27 protein-coding genes are annotated in these 24,578 nt (G+C 41.2%); 14 read left to right on the top strand and 13 right to left on the bottom strand.

All coding sequences use genetic code 11. The features are described from left to right. The first annotated feature begins 152 nt into the window (after positions 1-152). From CSV63_RS14440 to CSV63_RS14430, 3 genes are all read left to right on the top strand, one after another. Positions 153-509 carry a YtxH domain-containing protein gene (locus CSV63_RS14440; RefSeq protein WP_099696447.1) on the top strand — a complete coding sequence of 119 codons (357 nt, stop codon included), beginning with the start codon at positions 153-155 and terminating at the stop codon, positions 507-509. Positions 510-686: 177 nt separating this feature from the next. Then, on the top strand, positions 687-1,250 hold the full coding sequence (locus CSV63_RS14435) for an HTH-type transcriptional regulator Hpr (RefSeq protein ID WP_099696446.1): 564 nt from the start codon (positions 687-689) through the stop codon (positions 1,248-1,250). Positions 1,251-1,336: 86 nt separating this feature from the next. Beyond that, positions 1,337-1,522: a hypothetical protein gene (locus CSV63_RS14430; RefSeq protein ID WP_029054118.1), complete on the top strand. Its 186-nt coding sequence runs from the start codon at positions 1,337-1,339 to the stop codon at positions 1,520-1,522. A gap of 42 nt (positions 1,523-1,564) precedes the next feature. Here CSV63_RS14430 and CSV63_RS14425 read toward each other — a convergent pair whose 3' ends face one another. Beyond that, entirely contained in the window at positions 1,565-1,666 is a 102-nt protein-coding gene (locus tag CSV63_RS14425; RefSeq protein WP_099696445.1) for a YjcZ family sporulation protein, read from the bottom strand. A gap of 159 nt (positions 1,667-1,825) precedes the next feature. Between CSV63_RS14425 and CSV63_RS14420 the strand changes: the two genes are divergently transcribed. Then, positions 1,826-2,782: a peptidylprolyl isomerase gene (locus CSV63_RS14420; protein WP_099696444.1), complete on the top strand. Its 957-nt coding sequence runs from the start codon at positions 1,826-1,828 to the stop codon at positions 2,780-2,782. A 198-nt stretch (positions 2,783-2,980) separates the two neighbouring features. Here the strand turns inward: CSV63_RS14420 and yhaM are convergent, their stop codons facing one another. The 5 genes from yhaM to CSV63_RS14395 all read right to left on the bottom strand — a co-directional run bounded on the left by yhaM (position 2,981) and on the right by CSV63_RS14395 (position 10,622). After that, on the bottom strand, positions 2,981-3,919 hold the full coding sequence (gene yhaM / locus CSV63_RS14415) for a 3'-5' exoribonuclease YhaM (protein ID WP_099696443.1): 939 nt from the start codon (positions 3,917-3,919) through the stop codon (positions 2,981-2,983). Then, a complete protein-coding gene (locus tag CSV63_RS14410) occupies positions 3,919-6,771 on the bottom strand; it encodes an ATP-binding protein (protein ID WP_099696442.1) in 2,853 nt (950 codons plus the stop codon). The genes yhaM and CSV63_RS14410 overlap by 1 nt, the downstream gene beginning before the upstream one ends. Before the next feature lies 1 nt (position 6,772). Further along, positions 6,773-7,975, bottom strand: coding sequence for a metallophosphoesterase family protein (locus CSV63_RS14405; RefSeq protein ID WP_099696441.1), 1,203 nt, complete (start codon positions 7,973-7,975; stop codon positions 6,773-6,775). Between the two features lie 495 nt (positions 7,976-8,470). Further along, positions 8,471-9,730, bottom strand: a complete 1,260-nt coding sequence (locus CSV63_RS14400) for an ABC transporter permease (protein WP_099696440.1) — start codon at positions 9,728-9,730, stop codon at positions 8,471-8,473. Further along, positions 9,723-10,622 (bottom strand): ABC transporter ATP-binding protein, encoded by a 900-nt coding sequence (locus tag CSV63_RS14395; protein WP_099696439.1) that lies wholly within the window; start codon positions 10,620-10,622, stop codon positions 9,723-9,725. The genes CSV63_RS14400 and CSV63_RS14395 overlap by 8 nt, the downstream gene beginning before the upstream one ends. 185 nt (positions 10,623-10,807) lie before the next feature. On the opposite strand from CSV63_RS14395, the gene CSV63_RS14390 reads away from it, so the two are divergent. Together CSV63_RS14390 and mgsA are read left to right on the top strand one after the other, a co-directional pair. Next, positions 10,808-10,993 carry a YhzD family protein gene (locus CSV63_RS14390; protein ID WP_099696438.1) on the top strand — a complete coding sequence of 62 codons (186 nt, stop codon included), beginning with the start codon at positions 10,808-10,810 and terminating at the stop codon, positions 10,991-10,993. 174 nt (positions 10,994-11,167) lie between these two features. Then, positions 11,168-11,572, top strand: coding sequence for a methylglyoxal synthase (gene mgsA / locus CSV63_RS14385; protein ID WP_199203674.1), 405 nt, complete (start codon positions 11,168-11,170; stop codon positions 11,570-11,572). A gap of 64 nt (positions 11,573-11,636) precedes the next feature. Here mgsA and CSV63_RS14380 read toward each other — a convergent pair whose 3' ends face one another. The 4 genes from CSV63_RS14380 to CSV63_RS14365 all read right to left on the bottom strand — a co-directional run bounded on the left by CSV63_RS14380 (position 11,637) and on the right by CSV63_RS14365 (position 15,752). Beyond that, positions 11,637-12,419, bottom strand: a complete 783-nt coding sequence (locus CSV63_RS14380) for an enoyl-CoA hydratase (RefSeq protein WP_099696436.1) — start codon at positions 12,417-12,419, stop codon at positions 11,637-11,639. A 243-nt stretch (positions 12,420-12,662) separates the two neighbouring features. Beyond that, the gene (locus CSV63_RS14375) at positions 12,663-14,171 is read right to left on the bottom strand and encodes a coproporphyrinogen III oxidase (RefSeq protein WP_099696435.1); all 1,509 of its coding nucleotides are present in this window, start codon (positions 14,169-14,171) and stop codon (positions 12,663-12,665) included. A 61-nt stretch (positions 14,172-14,232) separates the two neighbouring features. Further along, positions 14,233-14,583, bottom strand: a complete 351-nt coding sequence (locus tag CSV63_RS14370) for a YlbF/YmcA family competence regulator (RefSeq protein WP_099696434.1) — start codon at positions 14,581-14,583, stop codon at positions 14,233-14,235. 14 nt (positions 14,584-14,597) lie between these two features. Next, positions 14,598-15,752, bottom strand: coding sequence for a DUF445 domain-containing protein (locus CSV63_RS14365; RefSeq protein WP_099696433.1), 1,155 nt, complete (start codon positions 15,750-15,752; stop codon positions 14,598-14,600). 173 nt (positions 15,753-15,925) lie between these two features. Here CSV63_RS14365 and CSV63_RS14360 point away from each other — a divergent pair, with 173 nt between their 5' ends. Beyond that, complete coding sequence (locus tag CSV63_RS14360; protein WP_099696432.1) at positions 15,926-16,705, top strand: helical backbone metal receptor; 780 nt, start codon at positions 15,926-15,928, stop codon at positions 16,703-16,705. 1 nt (position 16,706) lies between these two features. On the opposite strand, the gene CSV63_RS14355 is transcribed toward CSV63_RS14360, so the two are convergent. After that, the gene (locus CSV63_RS14355) at positions 16,707-17,099 is read right to left on the bottom strand and encodes a ferritin family protein (RefSeq protein ID WP_099696431.1); all 393 of its coding nucleotides are present in this window, start codon (positions 17,097-17,099) and stop codon (positions 16,707-16,709) included. Positions 17,100-17,182: 83 nt separating this feature from the next. On the opposite strand from CSV63_RS14355, the gene CSV63_RS14350 reads away from it, so the two are divergent. From CSV63_RS14350 to CSV63_RS14330, 6 genes are all read left to right on the top strand, one after another. Beyond that, positions 17,183-17,386 carry a YheE family protein gene (locus tag CSV63_RS14350; RefSeq protein WP_099696430.1) on the top strand — a complete coding sequence of 68 codons (204 nt, stop codon included), beginning with the start codon at positions 17,183-17,185 and terminating at the stop codon, positions 17,384-17,386. Between the two features lie 44 nt (positions 17,387-17,430). Then, positions 17,431-17,583 carry a hypothetical protein gene (locus tag CSV63_RS16550; RefSeq protein WP_158233973.1) on the top strand — a complete coding sequence of 51 codons (153 nt, stop codon included), beginning with the start codon at positions 17,431-17,433 and terminating at the stop codon, positions 17,581-17,583. A gap of 312 nt (positions 17,584-17,895) precedes the next feature. Beyond that, complete coding sequence (locus CSV63_RS14345) at positions 17,896-19,233, top strand: hemolysin family protein (RefSeq protein ID WP_199203673.1); 1,338 nt, start codon at positions 17,896-17,898, stop codon at positions 19,231-19,233. Between the two features lie 59 nt (positions 19,234-19,292). Then, positions 19,293-19,712: a disulfide oxidoreductase gene (locus tag CSV63_RS14340; RefSeq protein WP_099696429.1), complete on the top strand. Its 420-nt coding sequence runs from the start codon at positions 19,293-19,295 to the stop codon at positions 19,710-19,712. Positions 19,713-19,718: 6 nt separating this feature from the next. Further along, on the top strand, positions 19,719-20,192 hold the full coding sequence (locus tag CSV63_RS14335) for a thioredoxin family protein (RefSeq protein WP_099676505.1): 474 nt from the start codon (positions 19,719-19,721) through the stop codon (positions 20,190-20,192). Positions 20,193-20,205: 13 nt separating this feature from the next. After that, the gene (locus CSV63_RS14330; protein ID WP_099696428.1) at positions 20,206-21,048 is read left to right on the top strand and encodes an RluA family pseudouridine synthase; all 843 of its coding nucleotides are present in this window, start codon (positions 20,206-20,208) and stop codon (positions 21,046-21,048) included. A gap of 96 nt (positions 21,049-21,144) precedes the next feature. Here CSV63_RS14330 and CSV63_RS16800 read toward each other — a convergent pair whose 3' ends face one another. Further along, positions 21,145-22,077, bottom strand: coding sequence for a methyl-accepting chemotaxis protein (locus tag CSV63_RS16800; protein ID WP_304442422.1), 933 nt, complete (start codon positions 22,075-22,077; stop codon positions 21,145-21,147). 32 nt (positions 22,078-22,109) lie between these two features. Then, the gene (locus CSV63_RS14320) at positions 22,110-22,934 is read right to left on the bottom strand and encodes an aldo/keto reductase (RefSeq protein WP_099696426.1); all 825 of its coding nucleotides are present in this window, start codon (positions 22,932-22,934) and stop codon (positions 22,110-22,112) included. A 155-nt stretch (positions 22,935-23,089) separates the two neighbouring features. Here CSV63_RS14320 and CSV63_RS14315 point away from each other — a divergent pair, with 155 nt between their 5' ends. After that, positions 23,090-24,388: an NCS2 family permease gene (locus CSV63_RS14315; RefSeq protein ID WP_099696425.1), complete on the top strand. Its 1,299-nt coding sequence runs from the start codon at positions 23,090-23,092 to the stop codon at positions 24,386-24,388. The last annotated feature ends 190 nt before the right edge of the window (positions 24,389-24,578 follow it).

Below are 24,578 nucleotides of genomic sequence, written 5' to 3'. Positions count from 1 at the left end.
CTCCATCACTCAAGAGGAATTCTACTCTTCTGTCCGCTTCTTCAAACCAGTAGAAAAGCTTTTGGCTGTATAATATTTCATTGATATCTTGCTCAACTATGCACGAACATGCTTTAATAAAATAATAACAATACAAAAGGAGTGTTCTCTATATGAAAGCGTCCACATTCTTTATTGGCTTGGCAGCAGGTGCTGTTACTTCTGCGGTAACTGTTCTATATTCTACACCAAAAGCCGGAAGTGAACTGCGTGACAGTGTCAAAAATGCATCACTCGAATTGAAGGATAAGTTGAAAGATGTCAAAGGGCAAGTCGCGGATCTAAAAGAGTCTGTAACCGATCTAACGAAGGAAGCAAAAGAGCTTGTGCCAGAAACTGTTGAAGACATGAAAGTTTCTGTAGCGGACTGGAAGCGCTCGACCGAACACAATAAGAAGCGCTTAGAGAAAGAAATTTCTGCAATTCAAGCAGCTTTGGATGATCTTGAAAAATCAATTGGAACTCGCTAACGTATTTCCATTTAGTGACCAGTTGTTCACTTGCTAATCATTGAGTGGTACCCATAGTAAAACAGCTACATTCTATGGGATATTCGCTCAAACTGATTTATTTTATTATTCCGTCTTCTTTATTTGTTGTTTTTTTGGTATAATAAATAAAATGACAGAAAGAAAGCAGGTGTCTCGATGGCCGATCAAAATATTTCACGTAAAGACGCCATGATCTTCAATCAGCGTGTTGCCCAAATGTCCAAGGCATTATGGAAAGCTGTAGAGAAGGATTGGCAACAGTGGATTAAGCCGTATGAACTCAATATTAATGAACATCATATTTTATGGATCGCCTACCATTTAGAAGGTGCTACCATTTCAGACATCGCAAAGTTTGGGGTAATGCATGTCTCAACCGCCTTTAACTTCTCAAAAAAATTGGAACAACGCCAGCTTTTATATTTCACAAAAAAAGAAGATGACCGACGCAATACCTATGTGACGGTTTCAGAAAAAGGCAAAGCATTACTCATCCAGATGAATAAAAATTACCATAATGAAGATTATAGCGTACTTCAGGGTTCTCTTCCCCTTCGTGATATTTATGGCAAATTCCCTGAATTCCTAGAGGTCATGTCCGTATTGCGTAACATTTATGGAGATGATTTTATGGACATTTTCGAACGCGGTTTTCAGAACATTGAGAAGACGTATGTCGATTCAAATGATTACCTTATAAAATCTAAAGTGGAGTCTTAATCACCTGCTCTTTACACGGTGTAGTTTTTTCCTTTTGATCACATATTCTGCTATGATAGTAAAGAAGCAGAAAGAGGAGGTCTATAATGGTTATTGCGATTACCATTCTATTTTCATTGTTCTACTTATATCAAATTAATAAAATGACATTTGCTCTTTGCCAATCTAGGGAGATTCCAGAAGAAAAGCAGCCAAAGATTTATCGAACTGTTAACATTCTGATCACCATCCTCATTTTATCCTTATATGTAGAAGTGTTCTTTAGCGCCTGACACTATGTATGCCCGCCCCCATTGCAGGAGGCAGGGCTTTTTTTAATACAAGTATGCTGCACCGACGATGATCAACAAAATGAACAATACAACAATTAAAGCAAAGCCTGATGAACCTGATCCGCCCTGTGAGTAACCGCTCATGAAGGCACCCCCTTTCACATTCTATCCTATGCGAAAGTAGAAAAAACCGGTTGGGCTGTTTCAGATGAATGGAACCTTTTTGTTTTTCATACGTTATATGATATAGTGTTTACTTGAAGAATAATCAGAATCTATATTTAGATTAGGGGAGTTAATTACATGAAAAAGAAGATGTTAGCATTTACACTTGCGGCTTCGGTTGCAGCTTTATCCGCTTGTTCTGGCGGCGATGAAAAAGTTATGACGTCCAAAGCAGGAGATGTAACGAAAGATGAGTTTTATCAAGAAATGAAAACATCTGTCGGTGAACAAGCTCTACAAATGATCATCTTAGAAAAGGTTCTGGATGATAAGTATAATGTAGACGACAAGCAAGTAGACGCAGAATTCGAAAAAAACAAAGAACAACTTGGTGAAAACTTCGAAGCTTTCTTAGCTCAACAAGGTCAAACACCTGAGAGCTTTAAGAAAATGATTCGTTTGAATAAATTGCAAGAAGCTGCATTGACTGACGGCATTGAAGTTTCTGACGAAGAGTTAAACAAGCGCCTCGAAGAATCTCAATCTGAAATCAACGCTCGTCACATCTTAGTTGAAGATGAAAAGACAGCAAATGAAGTAAAAGAAAAGTTGGATAAGGGAGAAGACTTCGCGAAAGTAGCTAAAGAATACTCTACTGATCCAGGATCTAAAGATGAAGGTGGAGACCTTGACTGGTTCGCTTACGGTGTAATGGTTCCTGAATTCTGGAACGCTGCATATGACTTGGAGCCAGGTAAAATCAGTGAGCCTGTTCAATCAGATAACGGCTTCCATATCATCGAAGTAAAAGAAAAGCGCAAAACAGACGATGAAAAGATTACGGATGAAAAGAAAGAAGAAATCCGTCATGAACTATTGATGGAAAAGGCTGACGAAAACGAGCTATTGAGTAAAGTGGCAAAGCTAGTGAAAGCAGCAGATGTAAAGATTAAAGATGAAGATTTGAAATCTGCACTTGATTTGTTCAAGATGGAAGAGCAACCGGCTGAAGAAGGAACACCAACTGACGAAAAAGCACCTGCAGAAGATGCCCCAGCTGACGATGCTGAAGTGGAAGTTGAAGAAGGTAAGTAATATTGAAAAAGGTCTGCCTTGGAAGTCATAACTTCCACTGGCAGACCTTTTGTTTTTATAATCATAATGTTTGTCTGTTTGTATTTTATTACAATGATAAGTAAAAACCCCGTATCTTCATGTATCGTTCTTCTTGTAAAACCACAACTTAACAAATTCATTATGTTGCAACGGGGGCGTGCCCTGTTCCATAGTAGTTTATTCAAAAGTAGGCTTGTAGAATGAACGGTTATCTAATGGGAATACGCGCTCGGAGAACTCGCCTGGCGTAGTCTTCGACATGACGCGGTTCAGCATATTCATCTTCGCATCGATATTATCGATATAATGAAGAATCTCCGCCTCTTTCAACATCGGGCGCTTTGGACTGCCCCACTCCTCTTTACCGTGATGAGACAACACCATATGCTGAAGCAACATTATTTCTTCACCATCGATCTCCAGCTCTTCTGCTGCCTTGGAAATTTCATTGACCATGATCGTAATATGACCTAGCAAGTTCCCTTCAATCGTATACTGCGTGCCGACTGGACCTGACAACTCGATGACCTTTCCGATGTCATGCAAAATAATGCCTGCATACAGCAAATCTTTGTTTAACGTCGGATACAATTCCGCAATCGCCTTGCCAAGTTTCAGCATCGACACTACATGATCTAGCAAGCCGGATACGTAGTCATGATGATTTCTCGTAGCTGCCGGATATAACACGAAATCCTGCTGATGTTTCTTCAGTAAATGACGGGTAACACGCTGGATTTGTGGATTTTTCATTTCAAAGAAATACTGCATCAATTCGTCTAGCAATACTTCCTTACTCTTTTCGGCAGACGGTACTAAATCTGCAATCGTCACGCCTTCATCTTCTTTTACAGGACGGATTGCTTTAAGACGAAGTTGGTTTTTCCCGCGGTATTCATGGATTTCTCCACCTACTTTTACGATGGTCGCTCCCTGATACATCTGGGCTTGTTCTTCACCCGCATCCCAAAGTTTTGCTTCAAGGTCCCCACTTTTATCTTGCAGAATCAACGTCATGAACGGACTCCCCTGCTGTGTGACACCTTTTGTTGCCTGCTTAATCAATAAATACATGTCGATCGTTTCGCCGACTTGATAGTCAAGTAGTTTTTTCATCAGTAAATCTCCCCTTTTACTTTTCGTCCAATCTCCATTGTATGAGGTTCACTTGGCCATTTAAACTTCATTTCTTGATGGCAAGTAAAGTATAGAAATTGATGAGATGGCTGTAACTCTGTAAGTATTTCTATCATACGCGAAAGTCGCTCATTATCAAAGTGAACAAATGGGTCATCCATAATGATTGGGAACGGTGCACGCTCTGATAATTCATAGGCTAACGCTAGTCGTAAAGAAAGATAAGCTTGCTCTTTTGTAGCTTGACTGAGCTCATTGATCATGAAAGTTTGTCCTTCGGCAGTGACTGCCTCAAAATAACCTTCTGTCGTTAAACCAACCGTCGCATACCGATCCCCTGTTAAATAGCTGAACCATTTATTTGCTTGAATGAGTACGGCTGGTAATTGATGTTCTTTCCACTCACTCATCGTCTGTCGAATCGACTCACGGACAGCTTTGCGGATTACCCATTGCTCTGTCATTTCTTCCAACTCGGCTTTCCGCACTTCAACTAACTGCTGAAGCTCACTGTACGACTGGCTGGTACCCATTTGTGAGATTTCATGTCCTACTTTGACTTGCTCATCTACAAGCGCTTCTACTTCTTGCCGTATGATTTGAAGGCGGTTTGTCGTCTCGCTGCGTTGTCGTTCTAGTTCCGGTATAGTCCACTCTTTTACCAATGGTTCCTTATTATATAAGGAAAGCTGGGCTTCTACTTCTTTTAGCTGTCGTTTCAGCAATTGTGCATCTTGATCTTGCTGATACGCTGTATAAAATTGCTCTTTTTCTGATACGCCAACGACAGTAAACAATTGTAAAATTTCCGCTGTTGTCGTTTCCAACAGCTCATTTGTTTCTTGTAATTGCTTTTTGATTTCAAGTACTGTTTTTTGCTTGCTTAGATGCTTTTCTTGCAAGCTATTCTGATGAAGTAGTTCTTGGCGAATTCTTTCAAATAAACCTTCTTCTGCGACAGGTCCGAGCACTTTTTCCACTTCTTTGATTAGCGACTGTATGTGTTGCGTCGCGGTTAGTAAACGTTGCTGCCATGTTTTCTGATCTATTACCGCATCCTGGAACTCGCGCAGTAGGCGGAAGCTTTCCTGAATATTAAATGTCAAATCGAATGGTTCATCTTGCAACAGGTCTTGCCATTTCTTCACCGTTTGTTGTTTCTGATCATATAGTTGTTCCATTTCTTCCGCATATTTCTGTAACTTGAGATCCAGTCTTTCAATCTCTGCTGCCACTTGCCGTTGGTCACGCTGTTGTAGCTCATCACGCTCAGCTAGTCTTTCGAGTTCTGCTGCTAACGGTTCATTATCTCGAATGAACGATTGCTGATCTGATACAGAATTGGGTCGTTGTTTCCATAACCAAGCACCGACCGCCACCATTACGATACCGAGGCACGTGAACAACCATTGCTGTTGCAAGACACTATATGCCCCAATCGCTAGGCCAATGAGCATAATCATTACTGGAACCATCTGATTCGATGACTGCTGATCCGCCGCAGATACAATGAATTTAGCTTCCGCAAGCCGACGTTGCAGTTCGGGTAAAGCCTTCAGTTTCTGTCGTTCAGATTCAGTCAATCGCATTCGTTCAGTATGTTCTTTTCGTTGCTCCGCTTCCTGCCGTTCGCTTTCCGCTTCCGCGAGGAGACGTTGCAATGCTTTTAATTGCTGATCCAACTCTTTCTGTTCTTCAAGGATTGGTTCAAGCTGGCGTTCACGTTGGATGGAGACGTCCATCTTCCCTATCGACAACTGCTGATCAGGGGTTAATCCTAAACGATTACTGAGTTGCTGTTGTTTCTTTTCGAGCAAACGGATTTCTTGTTCAGCAGAAATTCGGTCCGTCCGTAACCGATGCCACTCTGCTTCTTGTGTGACCCAGCGCTCTAACTGTTGCCTTTCACTAGTAGGCCGTAAATCAATCCATTCCGATTGCCATTCCGCTTGTTCTTTCTCTAGCCGCGTTTTCTTTAATTGCAATTCGGATTGTTTACTAGCTAGTTCCTCATACCGACGAATTCCCGCCGCTGGGAATGTATCGGTCAAATGGGAAAGTTGTTCAAGTAATTGATTGCGCTGTTGCTGTAGCGGAACAATTTGCATGGCAATTCGTTGTTCTTCAGACTGCTTATAAAGACGTTGCTCTTCCAAGCGTAAAGTCGCCACTTGCTCGTCGAGTTCTTGCTCGCGACTAGTAAGTGGTTCATACATCGATAGCTTCTGCTGCTCTTTTTGCATCGCTTGTTCAAGTTCACGTATTTCGGCTAGTTTTTTATTCATCTGTGGGATTTTCCCCGACTTTTTGAAGAGGCTACCCATTTCTTTCTCCATCTTCTTTTCCACTTTCCACAGTGTATCTAGGCCGGTCGTTCCGGATGCAAGTAATGTACGGCTTAAATCATTTTCATCCATCTTCTCGAGACCTTGTAACTGGAATAAGGAGAAAGAGAAAATGGATTCAAATGCTTGTCGATCATAGCCTCTCAATAACTTCTTTAGTTCTGCTTCTTCCATAATACGCCCATCTTCAAAACGGATTAAGATATCACCTGAAGACTTACCACGCACCCGTTCAATCACCCAATTACCATACTCTTGATCTTCTATATACAGACAGCCGCCATATTTACCACCTGTTTTCGGCTCATAGCGCAGCTCCTGTTGATTTTTTTGAGGAAATCCAAATAAAATATGAAGGATGGCTTGCTGAATGGTCGTCTTTCCCGCTTCGTTCGGTCCATACAAAAGATTCATACCGGGGCGCAAATCAATTTCTAGATTCTCATGCTGACCGAATCCATAAAGAAGTATTTTCTGGATTTTCATTTCAGCTCTCCTTCAACATTTCATTCTCAAGCAATGCAGTTGCCTGCTGTTTTAACCGCTCAAAATCCACAGGCTTCAATGCCTCTAAATAACGACCGGCTTTATGGCTGTATACTTCTTTCACCAAATCATTCCAGTCATTCGTTTCCCAAGAAGCAATGGTTCTTTCCACCGGTTCCAGTAATGAATTCGGAACTGCTGAATCATGAATTGGTGGCCATTCAATTGCTGATATCCACACAAATGGTTCTATAGCTTCATACTGCTCTCGCAAAATGTCGAGCCATTCCCCTTCCACTCTAGCCAAGTCGTTTATCAGGCCTTCTGTTTGTTCCATCACTAACTCTACGACGACACTACCGGCTTCCGCTGTCAATTGATCTATCGCTTCCTGACAAGCAGAAATCCAGTCATCTGCGTATTCAATTCCTTCGCACGAAACCGTCAATGAAGTGTACACAATATCCGATGTGCCTACAAATTTCATGGATGTATGAGTCGATGTCAACAGGACATCGTAAAAACCTTTCTGTCCTGGTTCATTGCGATGACGGCCTTGAATATTGCCGGGATAGACGATTGGTGGTTCCTCTGATAATACTTGGCGTTTATGAATATGCCCAAGCGCCCAGTAGTGGTAGTGCTTATCCTGCAATTCACTGACTGTAAACGGCGCATAGACAGCGTGCTCTACATCTCCTGCCACACTTCCGTGTAATAGACCGATATGTATTCCGTCAGTAGCTTCCGGATAATCCCTAATCATTGGTTCTTTCACATGGCGCTGCGGATAGCTGAAGCCGTGTAAGTATATTATCTCGTCACGGATAACCAATTGTTTTTGTTCCACTTGTTCAGAAAACACGTGGACATTTTCAGGCAACGAAACTCTAGTCCATCTGCCCGACAAGTTATCATGATTTCCGTATGATAGATAGACAGGGATATTCACTTTTTGAAGTTGTTGCATACCTTGCTGGAAACGAATTTGCGCACGCAAGCTACGGTCTTCCCCGTCGTAAATATCGCCGACAATGACAATGAAATCCGGTCGCTCTTTGACTGCGTAGGCTATAATTCGGTCGAATGCAGCGAATGTGGACTGTTGCAATCTGGCTAGCTCGTCTGGACCTGCTGCGGCCATGCCTTTAAAGGGGCTGTCCAAGTGCAGGTCGGCTGTATGTAAAAAACGTATGGGTTCCATAGGTCGCACCTCTTCCACGAATACTCGTTCTTATTTTACCATATTCGTTCAATTGAGGGAAAGGTGGTTAAACAAATATAACTAGCGTGCATCGTTGATCGACGTTCCGGGCGGACGCTTTCCCGAGGGCGTGGCTTGAGCCGCTTCCCTCACTTCGTTCAGTCCAGGGTCTCAAGGCTCACGCTGATCCTCCGGGAGTCGCCGCCCTACACTTACGATCAACTAGTGTCTCTTTCTGAATGGGTAGGTTAGAGTAATAGTTAAGTAGATTTCTGCACTGAACTTAACTAAGTTGAAAAACATAACCAATTAATACGCTATCGCCAAAGAGCGATCTTCATACATCTACAATAAAACTAGGATTGAGACGGACGCTGAGGCTCAATCCTCCCGCACTCTCTAATTGATCCACCCCAATATTCTCATTAAGACTTTGAACTTGAATCCACGCAAAAATGCCCCAAGAAGCACCGTGACTTCTTGGGACACGTAAGTCTATTCTTTTCCTAGCTGAACAGCCTTCTTCAAATCTTTCAGCGAACGTGATGGCCCATACATCAAGACACCGCCACGATACACTTTTGATCCGAACCAGCCGAGGATCAAGATAGTCACCACCATAATGCCTATCGAGAGCAAAGGCTCCCATAAAGGCAAGTCAAGCATGCCTACTCGTAGGAACATGACAAGTGGAGCGAAGAATGGGATGAACGAAGCGATTTTCAAGTAGCCCAATTCTGGATTCCCAAGTCCAGTTGCTGCGATGATGAAGGCTGCAACGATCAGCAACGACATCGGCATAATCATTTGCTGAACATCTTCTGTACGGCTCACTAATGAACCAAGCAAGGCTGCCAGTGTAGCGTATAAGAAATAGCCGAGTAAGAAGAATATCACGGCGTAAACAAGTGTACTTACTTCTAGGTTTTCTAAACTGAAGAATGCGGATAGCTCATTTTTCTCTCCCGTGGCAGAAAGCCTATAAGCTAAGAATCCTGATACTGCATAAATTAGAATTTGTACAATTCCAAGTGATCCGATTCCTAGTACTTTCGCAAACATATGTTTAACAGGTGATACACTCGAGATAAGAATTTCCATCACGCGTGATGATTTTTCAGTTGCGACTTCGGTTGCAATCATCGATGAATAAATAATAACGGCAAAGTAAATGACGAACATCAATACATACACCAAGATACGAGCCTGGTTTAGTTCTTCTTCTGACTTTGCTGTTTCTGAAATATTATGTTTCTCAAATTGAATGGGTGCAAACAACTTGGAAACTTGTTCAGCAGATAAAGAGAGCTGTTCAGCTTTCACTTCAGTTTGAATGTTCTGTAATGCGTCTTGTAGAGTAGAAGGTAAAAATTGATCTACTAGACTGCTTGTAGTGTAATTCGCTTGAATCGTTTGATCTGCATCGAAACTCAATTCCATGAACGCTGCAATTTCTTCCGATTTTACTTGCTCTGACAGCTGATCTGGCGAGTCCTCTGTCAGCTCTAATGAAATACCTTGCTCATTTCGCTGAAGTTGTTCAAGCAAACGGTCAAATAACACTCCACTTTCATCAACAACCAGTACACGATCATCTTCTTCATTCCCCATCATTTTACCGACTCTCTCCATAATACTCGGCAAATTCGCGAAGAGAAAAATCCCTGCTACCATAATAAGTGTCGTTATGAAAAATGATTTGGTTTTAGCTTTAGTTAAGAAGCTTTGTTTGAAAATAATCCAAAATTCACGCATGCTCTTTCCCCACTTTCGCAATGAATATGTCTTGCAAAGATGGTTCTTCTATTTCAAACTGACGAATCGGTCCTTTTAGCAATGCTGCCTGCAACAACGTATGCGCCACTCGTTCTTCCTCCACCTGAAAGACTGCACCTTCCAATGAATGATGAGCTGTTGTTACGCCTTCCATGCTTTCAAGTTCCATTAAAGGAAAGTCTGCACGAATCCGGACGTTCTGTTTGCCGAATGAACGTTTAACGTCACGCAAATTTCCACTGACTAATTGTTTGCCATGGTGAATAATACTGAGTTGCTCACATAACTCTTCCACATGATCCATGCGGTGACTAGAGAATAGGATTGTTGCCCCGCCGTTACGGAAGTCAACGATTGCTTTTTTTAACATCTCGACGTTAACTGGATCAAGTCCTGAGAACGGTTCATCTAAGATCAGTAATTGAGGATTATGTAGTAATGCAGCAATAACCTGTATCTTTTGCTGATTCCCCTTAGATAATTCTTCTACCTTTTTATTCGTATTTTGTGGTACTTCGAAACGATCCAACCAGTGAAGTGCTGCACTTTTCGCTGCAGACTTTTTCATTCCGCGCAGCTGTCCAAGAAAGATTAACTGATCTAGCACTTTCATTTTGGGATAAAGACCTCGCTCTTCAGGTAAATAGCCAATTAGCGGACTCGTTTCATACGATATCGTGCGGCCATTCCATGAAATATTTCCTTCTGTCGGAGTTAATAATCCCAAAATCATTCGGAATGTAGTGGTCTTCCCTGCACCGTTCGCTCCAAGGAAGCCGTACATCGTTCCTTCTTCCACCGTCAATGACAGCTGATCCACTGCTGTGAAATCGCCAAATCGTTTAGTCACCCGTTCCAATTCTAAAGCCATACACATCATCTCCTTCAATACTCTCTATCTCTTTCTACGTTCCAAAAGACAATATGTTTCACAATCATAAATATTCTTCCACTATATTCTAACATGAGAGATCTTTTTATAGCTCAACTTACTGAATCATTATTCATTTCGCACGATTCATAGTATACTAAATAAAAGATGATGGAGGCGATATAATGAAAACCTACAAACTTACAGCGTACGAAAAAGATGGTTCATTAATTACAGAAGAGACTTTTACTGCGGAATCTGATGATGCAGCAAAAGAACAAGGTCATCAGTTGCTGTCAGAAAAAGATTTGCTCGAGCGAACACACCGCCTAGCTTCCCCTCTTGGTAAACTATTATTATTCCATACATGAACAAATGACAAAATCTCCATTTTGAGGGGGTTTTGTTTTATTTTTAAGAGGATTCTAAGCAGAGGTATATTGTATTGCGCACATTTACAAATTTTTATATAAAAAGCACAAGATTTTTTCAGAATTTTGTGATACGCTATGTTCGTGAAGAAATCGTAGAAGGAAGTGACTCGTTTGAACATTGCTTTGATTGCGCATGATGAAAAAAAGGCTGAATTAGTCAATTTCACAATTGCTTACGAGCAGATTTTTGCTAAACATACTCTTTACGCAACGGGCACAACAGGGTTACGCATCATGGAAGAAACCGATCTTTCTGTCACACGACTCATGTCGGGTCCACTTGGTGGAGATCAACAGATGGGTGCCATGATCGCGACAGGTGAGCTAGATTTAATTTTATTTTTCCGTGATCCGTTAACTGCACAGCCACATGAACCTGATGTGAGCGCCTTACTTCGATTATGCGATGTCTATGGTATACCTCTCGCTACAAATTTAGCTTCAGCGGAGTTACTATTGCGTGCTATAGAAAAAGGCTATTTCTCATGGAAAGAAACAGCCGCTAAGTATCAATAATATTACAAAAATGATCATAGATATAAACGAGACGCGCAGTTTTCATAGCGCGTCTTCTTTTCATTTATCGGCCTGTGAAGCTCGGTTTTCTTTTCTCAATAAACGCCTGTACGCCTTCGCGATGATCAGTAGTTGAGCGCATAGCTACTTGTGCTTCGCCTTCAAGTTTCAAGATTTTCTCGAGTTCAACGATGCCTGCTGCATGGAGTATTTTCTTTGTTGCGGCCATTGAAGCTGTTGGGGAGTGTAGGATAACTTGAGCACGTTGTTGTGCCGTATTCCAAGCTTCTCCGTCCGCTACCACTTCATCAACGAGTCCGATATGCATTGCACTTTTTCCATCCAGTACTTTCCCGGACCAAATGAGTTGTTTCGCTCTGGTTGTGCCTACGCGTTCCTTAAGGAAGAAGTGACCCCCACCATCTGGAACGAGCCCGATGCCGATAAAGTTCATTGCAATTTTACTGGATTCTTCTGCAATGACGATATCGCATGCAATGGCGATACTGCATCCAAGTCCAGCTGCTGCACCGTGCACAGATGCGATTGTGATTTGGGGCATGCTGTACATAGACAATGCCAATCTGGATAAGTCGGCCATAACATCTTCCATTTTCATCGGACCATTTGGATCTAGCATAGCTTTAACGTTACCGCCAGCAGAAAATGCGCGGCCAGCTCCTCTAAATAGTACAACATGCACGGATGAATTATTCTTTAGTTGATCCACGATATCTGCAAGATCCTTCATCATGACTCCGTCCATCGCGTTCATTACTTCAGGCTGGTTAAAAGTTACGGTTGCTAATCTTCCTTCAACTTCTACTTCAATCTGTTTTGTCAAAATTAAATCCCCCTTTATATGAATGGTTGTTCATTCATTACATTATACACAATTATCTGAGCATTGGTATAACTACAACAAAAATATTGAGGTGGGATATAACTTAAAGAACAGTCCGGTTCCCTATGCTACACTCTTGAGTACTAACTAATTAACCTTTATAAATAGTATTCAGTGAATGAAAAAAGGTATGAAGGTGTCTTCTCCTTCATACCTTATGAGTTCTTGTCCCAGCCACAATCCGTATTATTTTATTGTTTCTGAAGACGGGAATAACTCTTCTAAATACGCTATTTTTTTATCTATGGCTTCTTCAAACCCTACTATATAGGCGCCAGGTTCTTTTGGGTTATGGAATTGCGTCAGCTTGCCAGTTGCCGGTTCCATAAACTTGCTTGAAGCTCCGCAACCTAAGCCGATAATGGTCTGTGCTTCTTCCATAATCAATATGTTATAAAGACTTTCTTCACCTGGTTTAGAATAACCGACATTTTCAAGATTTCCTAAAATATTTTTCTGGCGGTAAAGATAGTAGGGGATATAGCCGTTATTGCGCGACCATTCTTCTCCGCGTTTCATCATTTTTCCTACTGTTTCTCGATCCGCCACTTGGTACTTGTCCTTATTCCGTGTCATTTCAGAAGCACGCTTGAACGACAAGGTATGGATGGTCAAAGATTCCGGCTGCATCTTTTCCGTTTCAGCCAATGAGTGTTCGAATTCTTCAAGACCTTCATTCGGCAAACCGATGATTAAGTCCATATTAATATTGCGCATTCCTTGCTCACGGGACAACCAATATTTATCGATCGTTTCTTGTACCGTGTGATGACGGCCGATTGCTTTCAATGTTTCATCCGTATAGGACTGTGGATTGACACTGATTCGATCTATTCCCCACTTCTTCAGTACTTCGAGTTTCGGTACCGTAATCGTATCAGGACGCCCAGCTTCTACCGTCACTTCACGAACATGTTCCATGTAAGGGAATGAGTCCATCATCGTTTGATAAAGCGCATCCATTTCATCTGCTTCAATAGACGTGGGTGTTCCACCGCCAAAATAAATTGTCGTTATACGAATATCACGCTCTTTTAACCATTTACCCATTGCACGCATTTCTTCATGCAAGCCGTCGAGGAATGTTTCCACTCGTCCACTTTTTCGATGAATCGCATAGGCTGGGAACGTGCAATATGCACATTTTGTTGGACAAAACGGTATGCCAATATATATACTCACTTGTTCTTTCAATGAATACAAATCTGGCAATGCATTCAGTTGAACGTCTGCAATTTCTGCAATCAATTCACTTTTCCGTACGGATACCCTATGCCGTTGCTGAAGCAGTTGCTTTGCTTCCGCTACCGTATGACCGTCTTGACGATACATATGATACAACTTTGTAGGTCGGATTCCCGTTAGGATCCCCCACTCTTGATTCATGCCAGTTGCTTGTTCTAGCGCATCTAGCAATACGTGGGAATACATTCTTTTACGCTGACGTATTTGTCCGCGTTCTTCTATTTCCTTTACCTCTTCGACAAAACGCGACGTATACTGCTTACCTTGCCATTGAATTTCGACCGTTACACTTGGTGATTCATCGTATTCCTCGGTAAACCGTAATTCAATTGCTGTATCATCTGTCTGTTCCGTAACTATTTTAGACTGTTCAAAAAACAAATTGGCCAAGTGTGTAAACATTCGTATCCAATCTTGGGGGAACTGTTGATTTACATGTAATTGTTGCATGATTTTCTCCTACTCTCCATCTGTTGAAAAAAACCGGCCAAGGCCGGTTTCGATGTATCTATTAATTGAATCCTTCATATAAATCTGAAATTGGTTTCAATACTACACGGTTGATTTCCTCGATCAATTCGCTAAGCTTCATTTCAGCAGTCAGCATAGCCAATATTTTCGGATTTTCTTGAGCAAGTTGCGCTGTTTTCTGTGCGTGCTCAAGCTCGTCTCCTTCAATCTCTTCACCAGCCATTTGTTTCTGTTGTAAATTCATTTGGATTTCGCGGAAGCTTTCGAACAATGCAAGAGCTTGTTCGTCACCTTTCACATCGGCCATTGCTGTTTTCACCGCTACATACTCATCTGTTTTACGTAAAGTAGATTCCAATTTGTTCATATCATCATAAATGTTTACTGACATACTATCTCCTCCTACTATCCATTTAATATAAGTGCAATAACGCCTTGCACAATTCCTATGATACCACCGAGAAATGCGCCCAGAACCGTAATCATTTTAAACTCTCTGCGTGAAATGCCGAGAACTAGATCTTCTAGAACAGCCACAGGGAACGTGTCTACTTGCTCTTTCACCATCTCATCAAGTTTTAGCTTTCTCAATGATTGTTCAAGGTGCGCTTCAGCCTGTGTGAATAAAAAGTTGACAATTTGTGGTGTCACATTGTTAGCCGTCCATGTGGATCCTTGTGGCCAATAATGTGACAAACTGTGATCGAGTCTTTCTTGTAGTGCTAATTGATCCAGTGCATACTTTCTCACTGAAGCAAACACACTATCAAAGTCGAATCCAGACGTCAACTGTTCCATTGGTTGTTGCTGAACATTTTGCCACTCTTTCCAAATCAGTTTATCTAATAACTCTTTTGTTCCGGGCGCTCCTATAAATCTCAATGCTTCCCGTTGGACCTTGCCGACCAGAGACTCCGATTCTCCAAAAAACATATTGAGCATGCCACCGAATGTTCCTTTTGAAGCTAAGAAATCATCGATCAACTTTTGGAATGTCTGTCTTCCTTCTGCTGAATCGACAAATTGACTGGCGCGAACTAATACGAAGTCAGAGGCTAATGGAATTCTTTCTTCGATTTGTTGTTGCCAACGAAGCGGCATAACTTCCTCCACTGTACCTGTTGTTACTTTAACTTTCATCTCATCCAGCTGTTGATCGATCAATGTGATCATCTTGTCTTCCACTTGTTCTGGAAGTTTGTCAGCACCTGCAAGCTTGAGCCAATCGTTCAAGGTCTTATCTGATTGCAGGATGTATTTATCCATTTGACTTTGAATAAATGTCTCTACACGCTTTTCCATTCCAGGTGTTAACATCTTTTTCCTGAATAGGTCAGGTGTCAGCAAATAATTTGTCACTGTTTTACCAAGCTGAGTCGCCAATTCATTTCGGCGCTTCGGTATCAAGCCGGGGGTAAACGGCAAACGTGTTTTTCCAATGTATTTTGCCTCATGTGGCCTAAACAGCATCTTGATCGCCAGATGATTCGTTACTCCACCAATCAAGGCGCCAATAAACGCCATGAACAAAATAGTTAGTACTATTTTCAATCGCTTCACCTTATTCCACTTGATCTTCGTTCCAATTATAACAAAAATCAGCTGAATGAAAAGCAATTAGAGACGGAGATATCTGACTTTACATTTGATAGCAGTTCAGGTACGTTGCAAGTAGAGTATTACGTACCACGATCTTATGGTTTCACATATCGTTAAAGGAGGCAATCATTTCATTGAAAAAAGAAATTATCGACCACTTAGGAAGAACCGTTGTGTATAATTTTCCACCCAAACGAATCGTCACATTATGTCCTGGTATTACAGAAACTTTATTCGGAATTGGACTTGACAAAGAAATCGTTGGACGCACACGGTATTGTATCTATCCTGAACAGGTTAAGAACGTCCCCGCAGTCGCAGGAACGAAAGATTTGAAGTTGGAAAAGATACATGAAGTACAGCCCGATTTAATTATTATGGAAAAAGAAGAAAACACAAAAGAGATGGTCGAAATTCTTTCCGAGTTCTATCCGGTATATGTAGCGGAAGTGCAGACAATCGAGCAAGCTTATAGAATGATTACAGATATGGGATCATTGACTGATCATCAGCAACAATCAAAATCGCTTGTCGAGGAAATCAAACAAGCATTCACGATGCTCCCCACTCTTCCTGCTGCACGAGTTGCTTACGTCATTTGGCAAAAGCCGTATATGGTTGTCGGTAAAGACACCTATATCAACTCGTTATTACAAAAACTCGGTTTCATCACGCCTTTCGCGGAATCATCTGACCGTTATCCCGCTGTAACAGAAGAACAATTTTTGGACGCTGATTTGGACTTAGTATTGCTATCATCTGAACCCTATCCATTTAAGGAAAAACAGCAAATTCAGTTTCAGGAAATGTTACCTGATACAACGATTCAGCTAATTGACGGAGAAATGTTCTGGTATGGAGTTCGAATGCTTGAAGGTGCGAATTATTTCAAAGACTTTTCTTTCGATGTTTAATTTACTTTACTCCGTTGAATATTGTAGACATTCGAATAGCATGCTCCATGTCATCATGTAAAGCGATAAAAATCGGATCATATGCCTCTTCAAAAGGAATCGTCAAAAACAGTTCCTTACACTGTTCCACTGCTTCAAGTTCATTAACTAGCGCATTTTTAGCTGATTCTTTTAAATTCGTACAAGGCGCTGGCTTTTTCGGATTCGGCACAAACTCTTTTGTCATTATATAATGGAGCTGCTGGAACATCTCGTAGTGACTTTTTTCATCCTCATACGCATGGCGAATGAATTCCTGCCATAACAAATCATTCGTCAGCTGGTACATGGACTTATAATAAAAATATGATTTATACTTTTCCTCGATCGCATTACGTAGTTGAGTAACAAACACACACTCATCCTTTCGTCCTTTTGGTCAGTTTATGAAAGGAACGAACAGGATATCACTACTGGAACAATAAAGGAGAAAATTAGATGCTACAACACTTCAGTTATAAAAAAATGTTTGAAGACACTGATCTACCCGGTTGGACTATCTCATTTTATTACCAAAACAAACAATATAAAGGTGATTACCATAAAGATGGCACGATCAACTGGACAAATGGTACACCGCCAGATGAAGAAAAGATCGTCCGAATGGTCCATGATCTTATGACTTTCCACGTCTATGAATGAGATCCATCTAAATCGACCATCCTCTAACTAGAGGAGGTGCTTTTATGGGTAAAGAACAATCAAAAGGCAAACAACAGTTAGAAAAAGAGCGGTTGAAAATACAAAACCAAAAAACTGAAAACGTCTTTGAAGACAAAAGCCACATCCCTAACGAGCAAAATGCCTTTAAAGAAACCCAGCCAAAATACGGTGAGTAAAAATATTGCAGAAGACTGAAGACATCTTCCTTATGTATAGGACATGATCTTCAGTTTTTTAAAAGTATTTTTAAAGTTCAAAAAAGTGATTCTAAATAGACGTGGGGCTCTCTGTGTAGCGGTGTGACCATGTTCCTCTTCATTCTATATATCGACATATTACGTACCTCTCATACGATTTTTTCATTCTGCAAGCAAATCGAATTGTAATTTCTCTTTAAATAAATTATTATAAAAGATAACTAACTTTACTTTACAGGAGGTGTACGCTTTGTTCTTTTCCCTCATCCGGGTTAAGCGCGAAGCTATTATTTGGATATTGCCATACGATTGGCAGCATTTGCTGCCTTGATCGCAATCACCGCTTTTTTTGTTGCGTGTGAATTCGCAATCGTGAAAGTCCGTTCATCACGTCTCGACCAATTAATCGTCGAAGGTAATCAACGTGCGGTTCTTTCAAAAAAAATTGCCGATAATTTAGATGAATATTTATCCGCTTGTCAGCTCGGAATTACGATTTCGGCACTTGGCCTAGGCATGCTCGGGGAACCAACAGTTCGCATGATGCTAGCTCCCGTTTTTGACATGTTTACACTGGATGCCCATATCGAAACCATTCTTTCATTCACCTTCGCTTTAGCGATCGTCACCTATTTGCATGTCGTGGTAGGAGAACTAGCTCCAAAAACCATTGCATTGCACAAGGCGGAAGAATTATCCTTATCCCTTGCCGTCCCACTGAATCTATTTTACCGTCTTATGTACCCGATCATTAAAGGAATGAACGGATCGGCACGTCTTGTTACACGATTGCTAGGCTTCAAATCCATTTCCGAATTAGAAGTAGGTCATACAGAGGAAGAATTGCGTATTATTTTATCTGATAGTTTGCGAAGCGGTGAAATTAATCAAGCGGAGTTTAAATACGTCAATCGTATTTTTGAGTTTGATGATCGAGTCGCAAAGGAAATTATGCTACCACGAACAGAAATGATGACAGTCGATAAAGAAATGACATTATCCGAAGTGTTTGAATTACTAGGCGTTGAACAGTTTACTCGTTATCCGATTATCGACGGAGATAAAGATCACGTCATCGGACTGATCAACATGAAACATTTGCTGACGGCCTATATTAAAGATCCGTCAAATGGTAGTAAATCGGTCGTTAATTATATGCAACCGATTATCCGAGTCATCGAAACGATCCCAATTGGGGAATTACTCTTGAAGATCCAGCGCGAACGTATTCATATGGCTATTCTATTGGATGAATATGGAGGGACATCTGGTCTGGTCACTATTGAAGACATCTTAGAAGAAATTGTTGGGGAGATCCGCGATGAATTTGATATGGATGAACTTCCTGAACTTCAGGTTGTTGGGACAGACCACTATATTCTAGATGCCAAAATGCTGATTGAAAATGTCAATCTTGCATTGAACATCGAAATACTTGAAGAGGATATCGATACCATCGGCGGTTGGTTCATGGATCAACGCTTCGAAGCTATACAAGGGGAAAAGATTATTGAGCAAGGATATGAGTTTACTGTCAAAGAAGTAGATGGCAACCATATTCTTTACCTAGAAGCAAAAAAGCAAACTCTCGAAGCTGCAACCAATGAAGCTACCGATTCGTCTAAATAAAGCTTTCCCGTCCAAATGGGAAAGCTTTTATCTATTATCAAATGATAAGGAGATCCTCTATGAATAAAAAACAGGAAAACTGGCTTCTCTCGATATGGGCCGTCGCGTTCATCGCTTTAATAGGCTCTTTGTATTTCTCTGAAATCAAGGGTTACATACCTTGTACGATGTGCTGGTATCAACGTATTTTCATGTATCCTATTGTATTGATCGGTTTGATCGCACTCATTCAGAAAAACATTTCGATCGCCTGGACTACGGCTTCATTCGCTTTTATCGGAGGCTGTATTTCTCTCTACCACTATGGTATTCAGAAACTGACTTTCTTACAAGATAGTGCTCCTGAATGTAGCGGAGCCTCTTGTACTGCTACATATATCAATTATTTCGGCTTCATTACGATTCCTTTTCTTGCATTGATAGCATTCGCTTTTATTTTCATCGCAAGTCTTGTAATCTTGAAACAAACAAAGGAGTGAAACACATTGAAAAAATTACTAGCTATTGGTGGCGTTATTGTCGTGATCTTCATTTTGATCGTCGTCCTCAATAATAAATCCAATGAAACAAAGCTCGCCGACAATCCGTACGGTACAAATAATCTACAACAATCTACAATCGATTTATTAGACAATGAAAGTTATCAGAACGTCGCACTTCCGGAAGAGATCTTCAAAAAAATTGAGAGCGGTGAACCGACAACGGTTTATTACTTCAGTCCGGAATGCCCGCACTGCATGGATATGACACCGCGTTTAATGCCGATTGCAGATGAATATGGTGTACATGTCTATCAGTATAACCTGCTCGAGTACGAGGATCAGATGAAACCAGAATACGATATTACAGCATGGCCTACACTAGTCCATTATAAAGATGGAAAAGAACAAGGCAGAACAGTCGGTTCACAGCCTGACGAACAAATTAGAGCATTCTTTGAAGAATTTGAAAGCAACTAAGGAGACTACGTAAATGACAAGTTTTCATTATACGACTACACAACCTGGCGAGACGATCGAAAAGCTACTAAGAGAACAATGGCAAGGTGGTAAGAAATCTGTGCACCAAATGCGCATGGATAAAAGTGTAACGGATACAGATGGACAACCAGTGGATTGGAAAGAGCCCCTTCCGGAAGGCACGGAACTGGTCTTCGGTTTCACTGATGCACAATCTGCATACAAACCAGAACCCTTCAATTCCTTGCGGGTATTATGGGAAGATGAACATATACTTGCGGTACACAAACCTGCAGGGGTGTCCGTACATCCGGAACACTTACCTGGTACTGGCACATTGATGAACGAAGTCATGGGTTATATCGAAGCAAAGAACGGTACTTATGCAGAGCATATCCACCGATTGGATCAACATACCGCTGGAGTTTTACTTATTGCAAAACATCCACTAGCGAAAACGATGTTCGATCGGATGTTGGAACAGAATCAAATTGAACGATATTATACGGCTGAACTTGAAGGTCAGCTAAGAAAACCGCGGGGCACAATTAATATGCCAATCGGTAAAGATCGCTATCATGCAACAAAGCGTAGAGTATCACCATCCGGTCAATCCGCAGTCACGCATTTCAAGGTACTTGAACGTAAACCTGATACAACCATTGTCGAAGCCCGATTAGAAACAGGGAGAACACATCAGATTCGCGTCCACTTTTCCCATATGGGTCACCCCGTAGTAGGAGATCAGCTATACGGCAGCGAAACGATGTCAAGAGGACCGTATAAGCTAGTTGCTACAAAGGTCGCCTTCACACATCCGATAACGTCAGAAATGATTGTAATAGAGACTGAATAAGACAAAAAAGAGCTGTCCCAGGGGTCGTAAAGACCACTTGGGACAGCTCTTTTTTATTACCTGTAGCACGATGACTTCCAGGGAATCCGCATTTTATTATTTCACTAACAACTGCTGAATACCGCTTTCCAAGCGCTTATCGACTTCTTTTGCATCTTCTATATGCTCTACAATCAGTTCATGTGCAGATGAAAATAACGTATTCGCCTTCTGCAACTCCTTTTGCATCAGTGCGGATAATTTATTTTGCTCCACGATCATCTTTTCGATAGATGAAATATCAATCTGACTTTCTTGAACAGTCTCCAAGATATGATCAATTTTAGATGCAGTCTGTACACTAACCGCTACTCCTTGTTCAATCAACTTCGAACTTTTCTTCGTAGCTTCCAACGCTTGTACTATTTCCTCTCTAAGAGAGTTCGTTAACTGCTGGATATCTTTTGTACTGGTAGATGTGCTTTCCGCTAGTTTCCGTACTTCCTGTGCGACGACAGAAAACCCTTTGCCATACTCGCCTGCTCTTGCTGCCTCAATTGAAGCATTTAATGCTAGTAAGTTAGTTTGCGCTGCAATGTTTTCAATAACACCGACAATCGACTGAATTTCTACAGACCGGTCACTCAATTGCGACATACTTTTCTCCGACTTTTCCATATGCATACCTAAGTCATTCATAACTTGGGCGGTCAATCGGACATCTTCTGCGCCAGTTTCCGCTTCTTCCACCATGTATATTGATTTTTCTTCCAAAGAATGACCATTTTCTTGCAACTGTAAAGAGGATACCATTGTTTTTTCACTTAATTGCTGTATTACATGAAAGCTAGACTCGATATCGGATACTGCTTCACCTAAGACATTGTGCTGTGCATTCACTTTTTCATGTTGGGCAACTGCAGCAGTCAATTCTGTCTCTACTTGCTGATAACGTCGGGTGTCTGTTTGTTCTACTTCGACATGTGCTGTTTGTATTGTCGTTTTGTCTTCCATTGCACGCTTCTGCGGTTGTCGTCTAAATATCCCCATTCTCTTTCTCCCTTTTACCATAATAGATATACTTAAAACGAATCTGGATCTGTACCTGTCCGTTCATCACGGTTTAACGCGTCGATCATCGACATATCAGAAAGTGTCAACTCAAAATCAGCCACTTCACTATTTTCTTGAATACGATCAAATGATACAGACTTTGGAATAACAATCAATCCATTTTGGAGATGCCATTTGATGATGACTTGAGCTACAGTCTTCCCATGTTGCGCAGCAATTGCAATGAGTGTTGCATCTTCAAGAATTTGACCTCTAGCTAAAGGACTCCAAGACGTTACCGCAATTTGATGCTCCCTACAAAACATCCGTAGCGGCTCTTGAGTTAAACGTGGATGGAGTTCTATTTGATTTACCATAGGGCGAATATTAGCAATCGTAAATATCTCTTGTAAATGGGACGCGTGGTGATTGGAAACACCTGTTGATCGAATCAATTTTTCATCATATAGCCTTTCAATCGCGCGATATGTATCTACGTAGCTGCTGGCAACAGGCCAATGTGTCAAATATAAGTCTAAATAATTCATATCCAATCTAGTTAATGAACGCTCAAATGCACGTAGTGTTTCATCATATCCTTGGTTATCATCCCATACTTTCGATGTCACAAAGAAGTCTTCACGCGCAATACCGGTGTGACGAATTGCCTCCCCTACAGCTTGTTCATTATCATAAATAGATGCAGTATCAATTGCTCGATAGCCTATTGAAACCGCTTTCTCAACAGCTTGAATAGTTTGCTCATGTTCTGTCATTTTATAGGTTCCTAAACCGAACTGTGGCATTTGCACGCCGTTGCTCAGTATAACCATCTGATCAAAAATTGTTGTCATGAAAAATCCTCCTCTTTGAACTCCTAGTGTAATTGTACATTATTTTACAGAATTTACGAATGCTTTTTCGATATAACAGGTTGATTTCTTCTAAAAAAACGAATATTATTGTCTATGGACTTTATTATGTTCGTAAAATAAGGAGAGAATACACAGTGTTCCAATTAAAGAACAATCACACGACTGTCAAAACAGAATTACTTGCAGGAATGACCACTTTCCTGACGATGGTCTATATCGTCATCGTCAATCCAATTATTTTATCCGAAGCCGGTGTTCCATTTGATCAAGTATTTTTAGCCACCATTATAGCGACTGTAATCGGTACGCTTTGGATGGCCTTATTCGCAAACTATCCAATTGCTATTGCACCCGGAATGGGATTGAATGCATACTTTGCATCCATCGTCGTTGGGTCTGACGGTCAGCTCGACTACCTGACAGCTTTTTCTGCAGTCTTTATAGCGGGTCTACTCTTTGTCTTATTATCGATGACTTCTTTCCGGGAAAAGCTGATTGAAGAAATCCCCGAAAACCTTAAACACGGTATCACTGCCGGAATCGGATTGTTTATCGCATTTATCGGTTTACGTTTATCGGGATTAGTAGTTCCCCACGAGTCCAACATCGTTCAGCTAGGTGAACTTACCTCGCCCGCTGTATTACTGACGTTGTTCGGATTGCTCGTGACCATTATTCTAATGAACCGCAATATCTATGGTGCAATTTTTATTGGAATGATTGCAACAGGTATTGTTGCATTCTTTACGAAGCAGTTACAGTTCGATGGTATGGTGAAAATGCCCCACTTGCCTGAAGGTATTCTAGTGTGGAACCCGGTACAAGCGATGCAAGATGTTATTTCTTACGGTTTATACGGTGTCGTCCTGTCGTTTCTACTCGTCACTTTATTTGATACAACGGGAACAATGATTGGAGTAGCCAAGCAAGCTGGACTTATGAAAGGTAAATCTTTACCACGTGCTCGCCATGCTCTCCTTGCCGACTCAGTAGCCGCCACAGTCGGTTCAATGGTGGGAACTAGCCCAACATCCGCTTATGTTGAATCCTCCTCTGGCGTAGCTGTAGGTGGGCGTACAGGGTTGACTACGTTAACAGTTGCAGTGCTATTCATTGCCGCAGCATTTTTCAGTCCTATCGTTAGCGCATTATCTGGTGTCGCGGCCATTACAGCCCCCGCTTTGATTATTGTGGGTAGTTTAATGATCGGTGCGGTTAAAAATATCGACTGGGATTCATTCGATGAATCATTCCCTGCATTTCTGGTTATTTTGACAATGCCGCTTACGTCCAGTATTGCGACAGGTATCGCACTTGGGTTCATTACATACCCATTACTGAAAATCACAAAGGGACAAGGTAAACAAGTTCCTCTATTGATGTATATATTCGCGGTATTGTTCACCTATCAGTTGCTATTCTTGCCCCATTAAGATTTGTTAGTAACCTGTCACATAAAATCCCGAAGATTATTTCATTTATATAACTTTTACGGTATACTGTAAGAAGGACTATTGATTTCATAGGAGGTACAAACAATGAGACTAATTCTAATTATGGCCGTTTGTTTTGCATTCTTATCTGCAATCTTTACTGGCGGATATGAAAATAAGCCAGGCGAAT

This window comes from Sporosarcina sp. P34 (genome assembly GCF_002743375.1).
Classification (GTDB): domain Bacteria; phylum Bacillota; class Bacilli; order Bacillales_A; family Planococcaceae; genus Sporosarcina.
Note: the sequence above shows the minus strand (reverse complement) of the source record. Positions and strands in the feature narration are given on the sequence as shown.

Bases quoted from the DNA above. Each gene is read 5' to 3' on its own strand.
- CSV63_RS14420 (WP_099696444.1), top strand. From the start codon at position 1,826: ATGAAAAAGAAGATGTTAGCATTTACACTTGCGGCTTCGGTTGCAGCT.
- CSV63_RS14340 (WP_099696429.1), top strand. From the start codon at position 19,293: ATGAATAAAAAACAGGAAAACTGGCTTCTCTCGATATGGGCCGTCGCG.
- CSV63_RS14370 (WP_099696434.1), bottom strand. From the start codon at position 14,583: ATGTCAGTAAACATTTATGATGATATGAACAAATTGGAATCTACTTTA.
- CSV63_RS14410 (WP_099696442.1), bottom strand. From the start codon at position 6,771: ATGAAAATCCAGAAAATACTTCTTTATGGATTCGGTCAGCATGAGAAT.
- CSV63_RS14425 (WP_099696445.1), bottom strand. From the start codon at position 1,666: ATGAGCGGTTACTCACAGGGCGGATCAGGTTCATCAGGCTTTGCTTTA.
- CSV63_RS16800 (WP_304442422.1), bottom strand. From the start codon at position 22,077: ATGGGGATATTTAGACGACAACCGCAGAAGCGTGCAATGGAAGACAAA.
- CSV63_RS14430 (WP_029054118.1), top strand. From the start codon at position 1,337: ATGGTTATTGCGATTACCATTCTATTTTCATTGTTCTACTTATATCAA.
- CSV63_RS14395 (WP_099696439.1), bottom strand. From the start codon at position 10,622: ATGGCTTTAGAATTGGAACGGGTGACTAAACGATTTGGCGATTTCACA.
- CSV63_RS14400 (WP_099696440.1), bottom strand. From the start codon at position 9,730: ATGCGTGAATTTTGGATTATTTTCAAACAAAGCTTCTTAACTAAAGCT.
- CSV63_RS16550 (WP_158233973.1), top strand. From the start codon at position 17,431: ATGGGTAAAGAACAATCAAAAGGCAAACAACAGTTAGAAAAAGAGCGG.
- yhaM (WP_099696443.1), bottom strand. From the start codon at position 3,919: ATGAAAAAACTACTTGACTATCAAGTCGGCGAAACGATCGACATGTAT.
- CSV63_RS14405 (WP_099696441.1), bottom strand. From the start codon at position 7,975: ATGGAACCCATACGTTTTTTACATACAGCCGACCTGCACTTGGACAGC.
- CSV63_RS14440 (WP_099696447.1), top strand. From the start codon at position 153: ATGAAAGCGTCCACATTCTTTATTGGCTTGGCAGCAGGTGCTGTTACT.
- CSV63_RS14390 (WP_099696438.1), top strand. From the start codon at position 10,808: ATGAAAACCTACAAACTTACAGCGTACGAAAAAGATGGTTCATTAATT.
- CSV63_RS14435 (WP_099696446.1), top strand. From the start codon at position 687: ATGGCCGATCAAAATATTTCACGTAAAGACGCCATGATCTTCAATCAG.
- CSV63_RS14375 (WP_099696435.1), bottom strand. From the start codon at position 14,171: ATGCAACAATTACATGTAAATCAACAGTTCCCCCAAGATTGGATACGA.
- CSV63_RS14320 (WP_099696426.1), bottom strand. From the start codon at position 22,934: ATGACAACAATTTTTGATCAGATGGTTATACTGAGCAACGGCGTGCAA.
- CSV63_RS14330 (WP_099696428.1), top strand. From the start codon at position 20,206: ATGACAAGTTTTCATTATACGACTACACAACCTGGCGAGACGATCGAA.
- CSV63_RS14350 (WP_099696430.1), top strand. From the start codon at position 17,183: ATGCTACAACACTTCAGTTATAAAAAAATGTTTGAAGACACTGATCTA.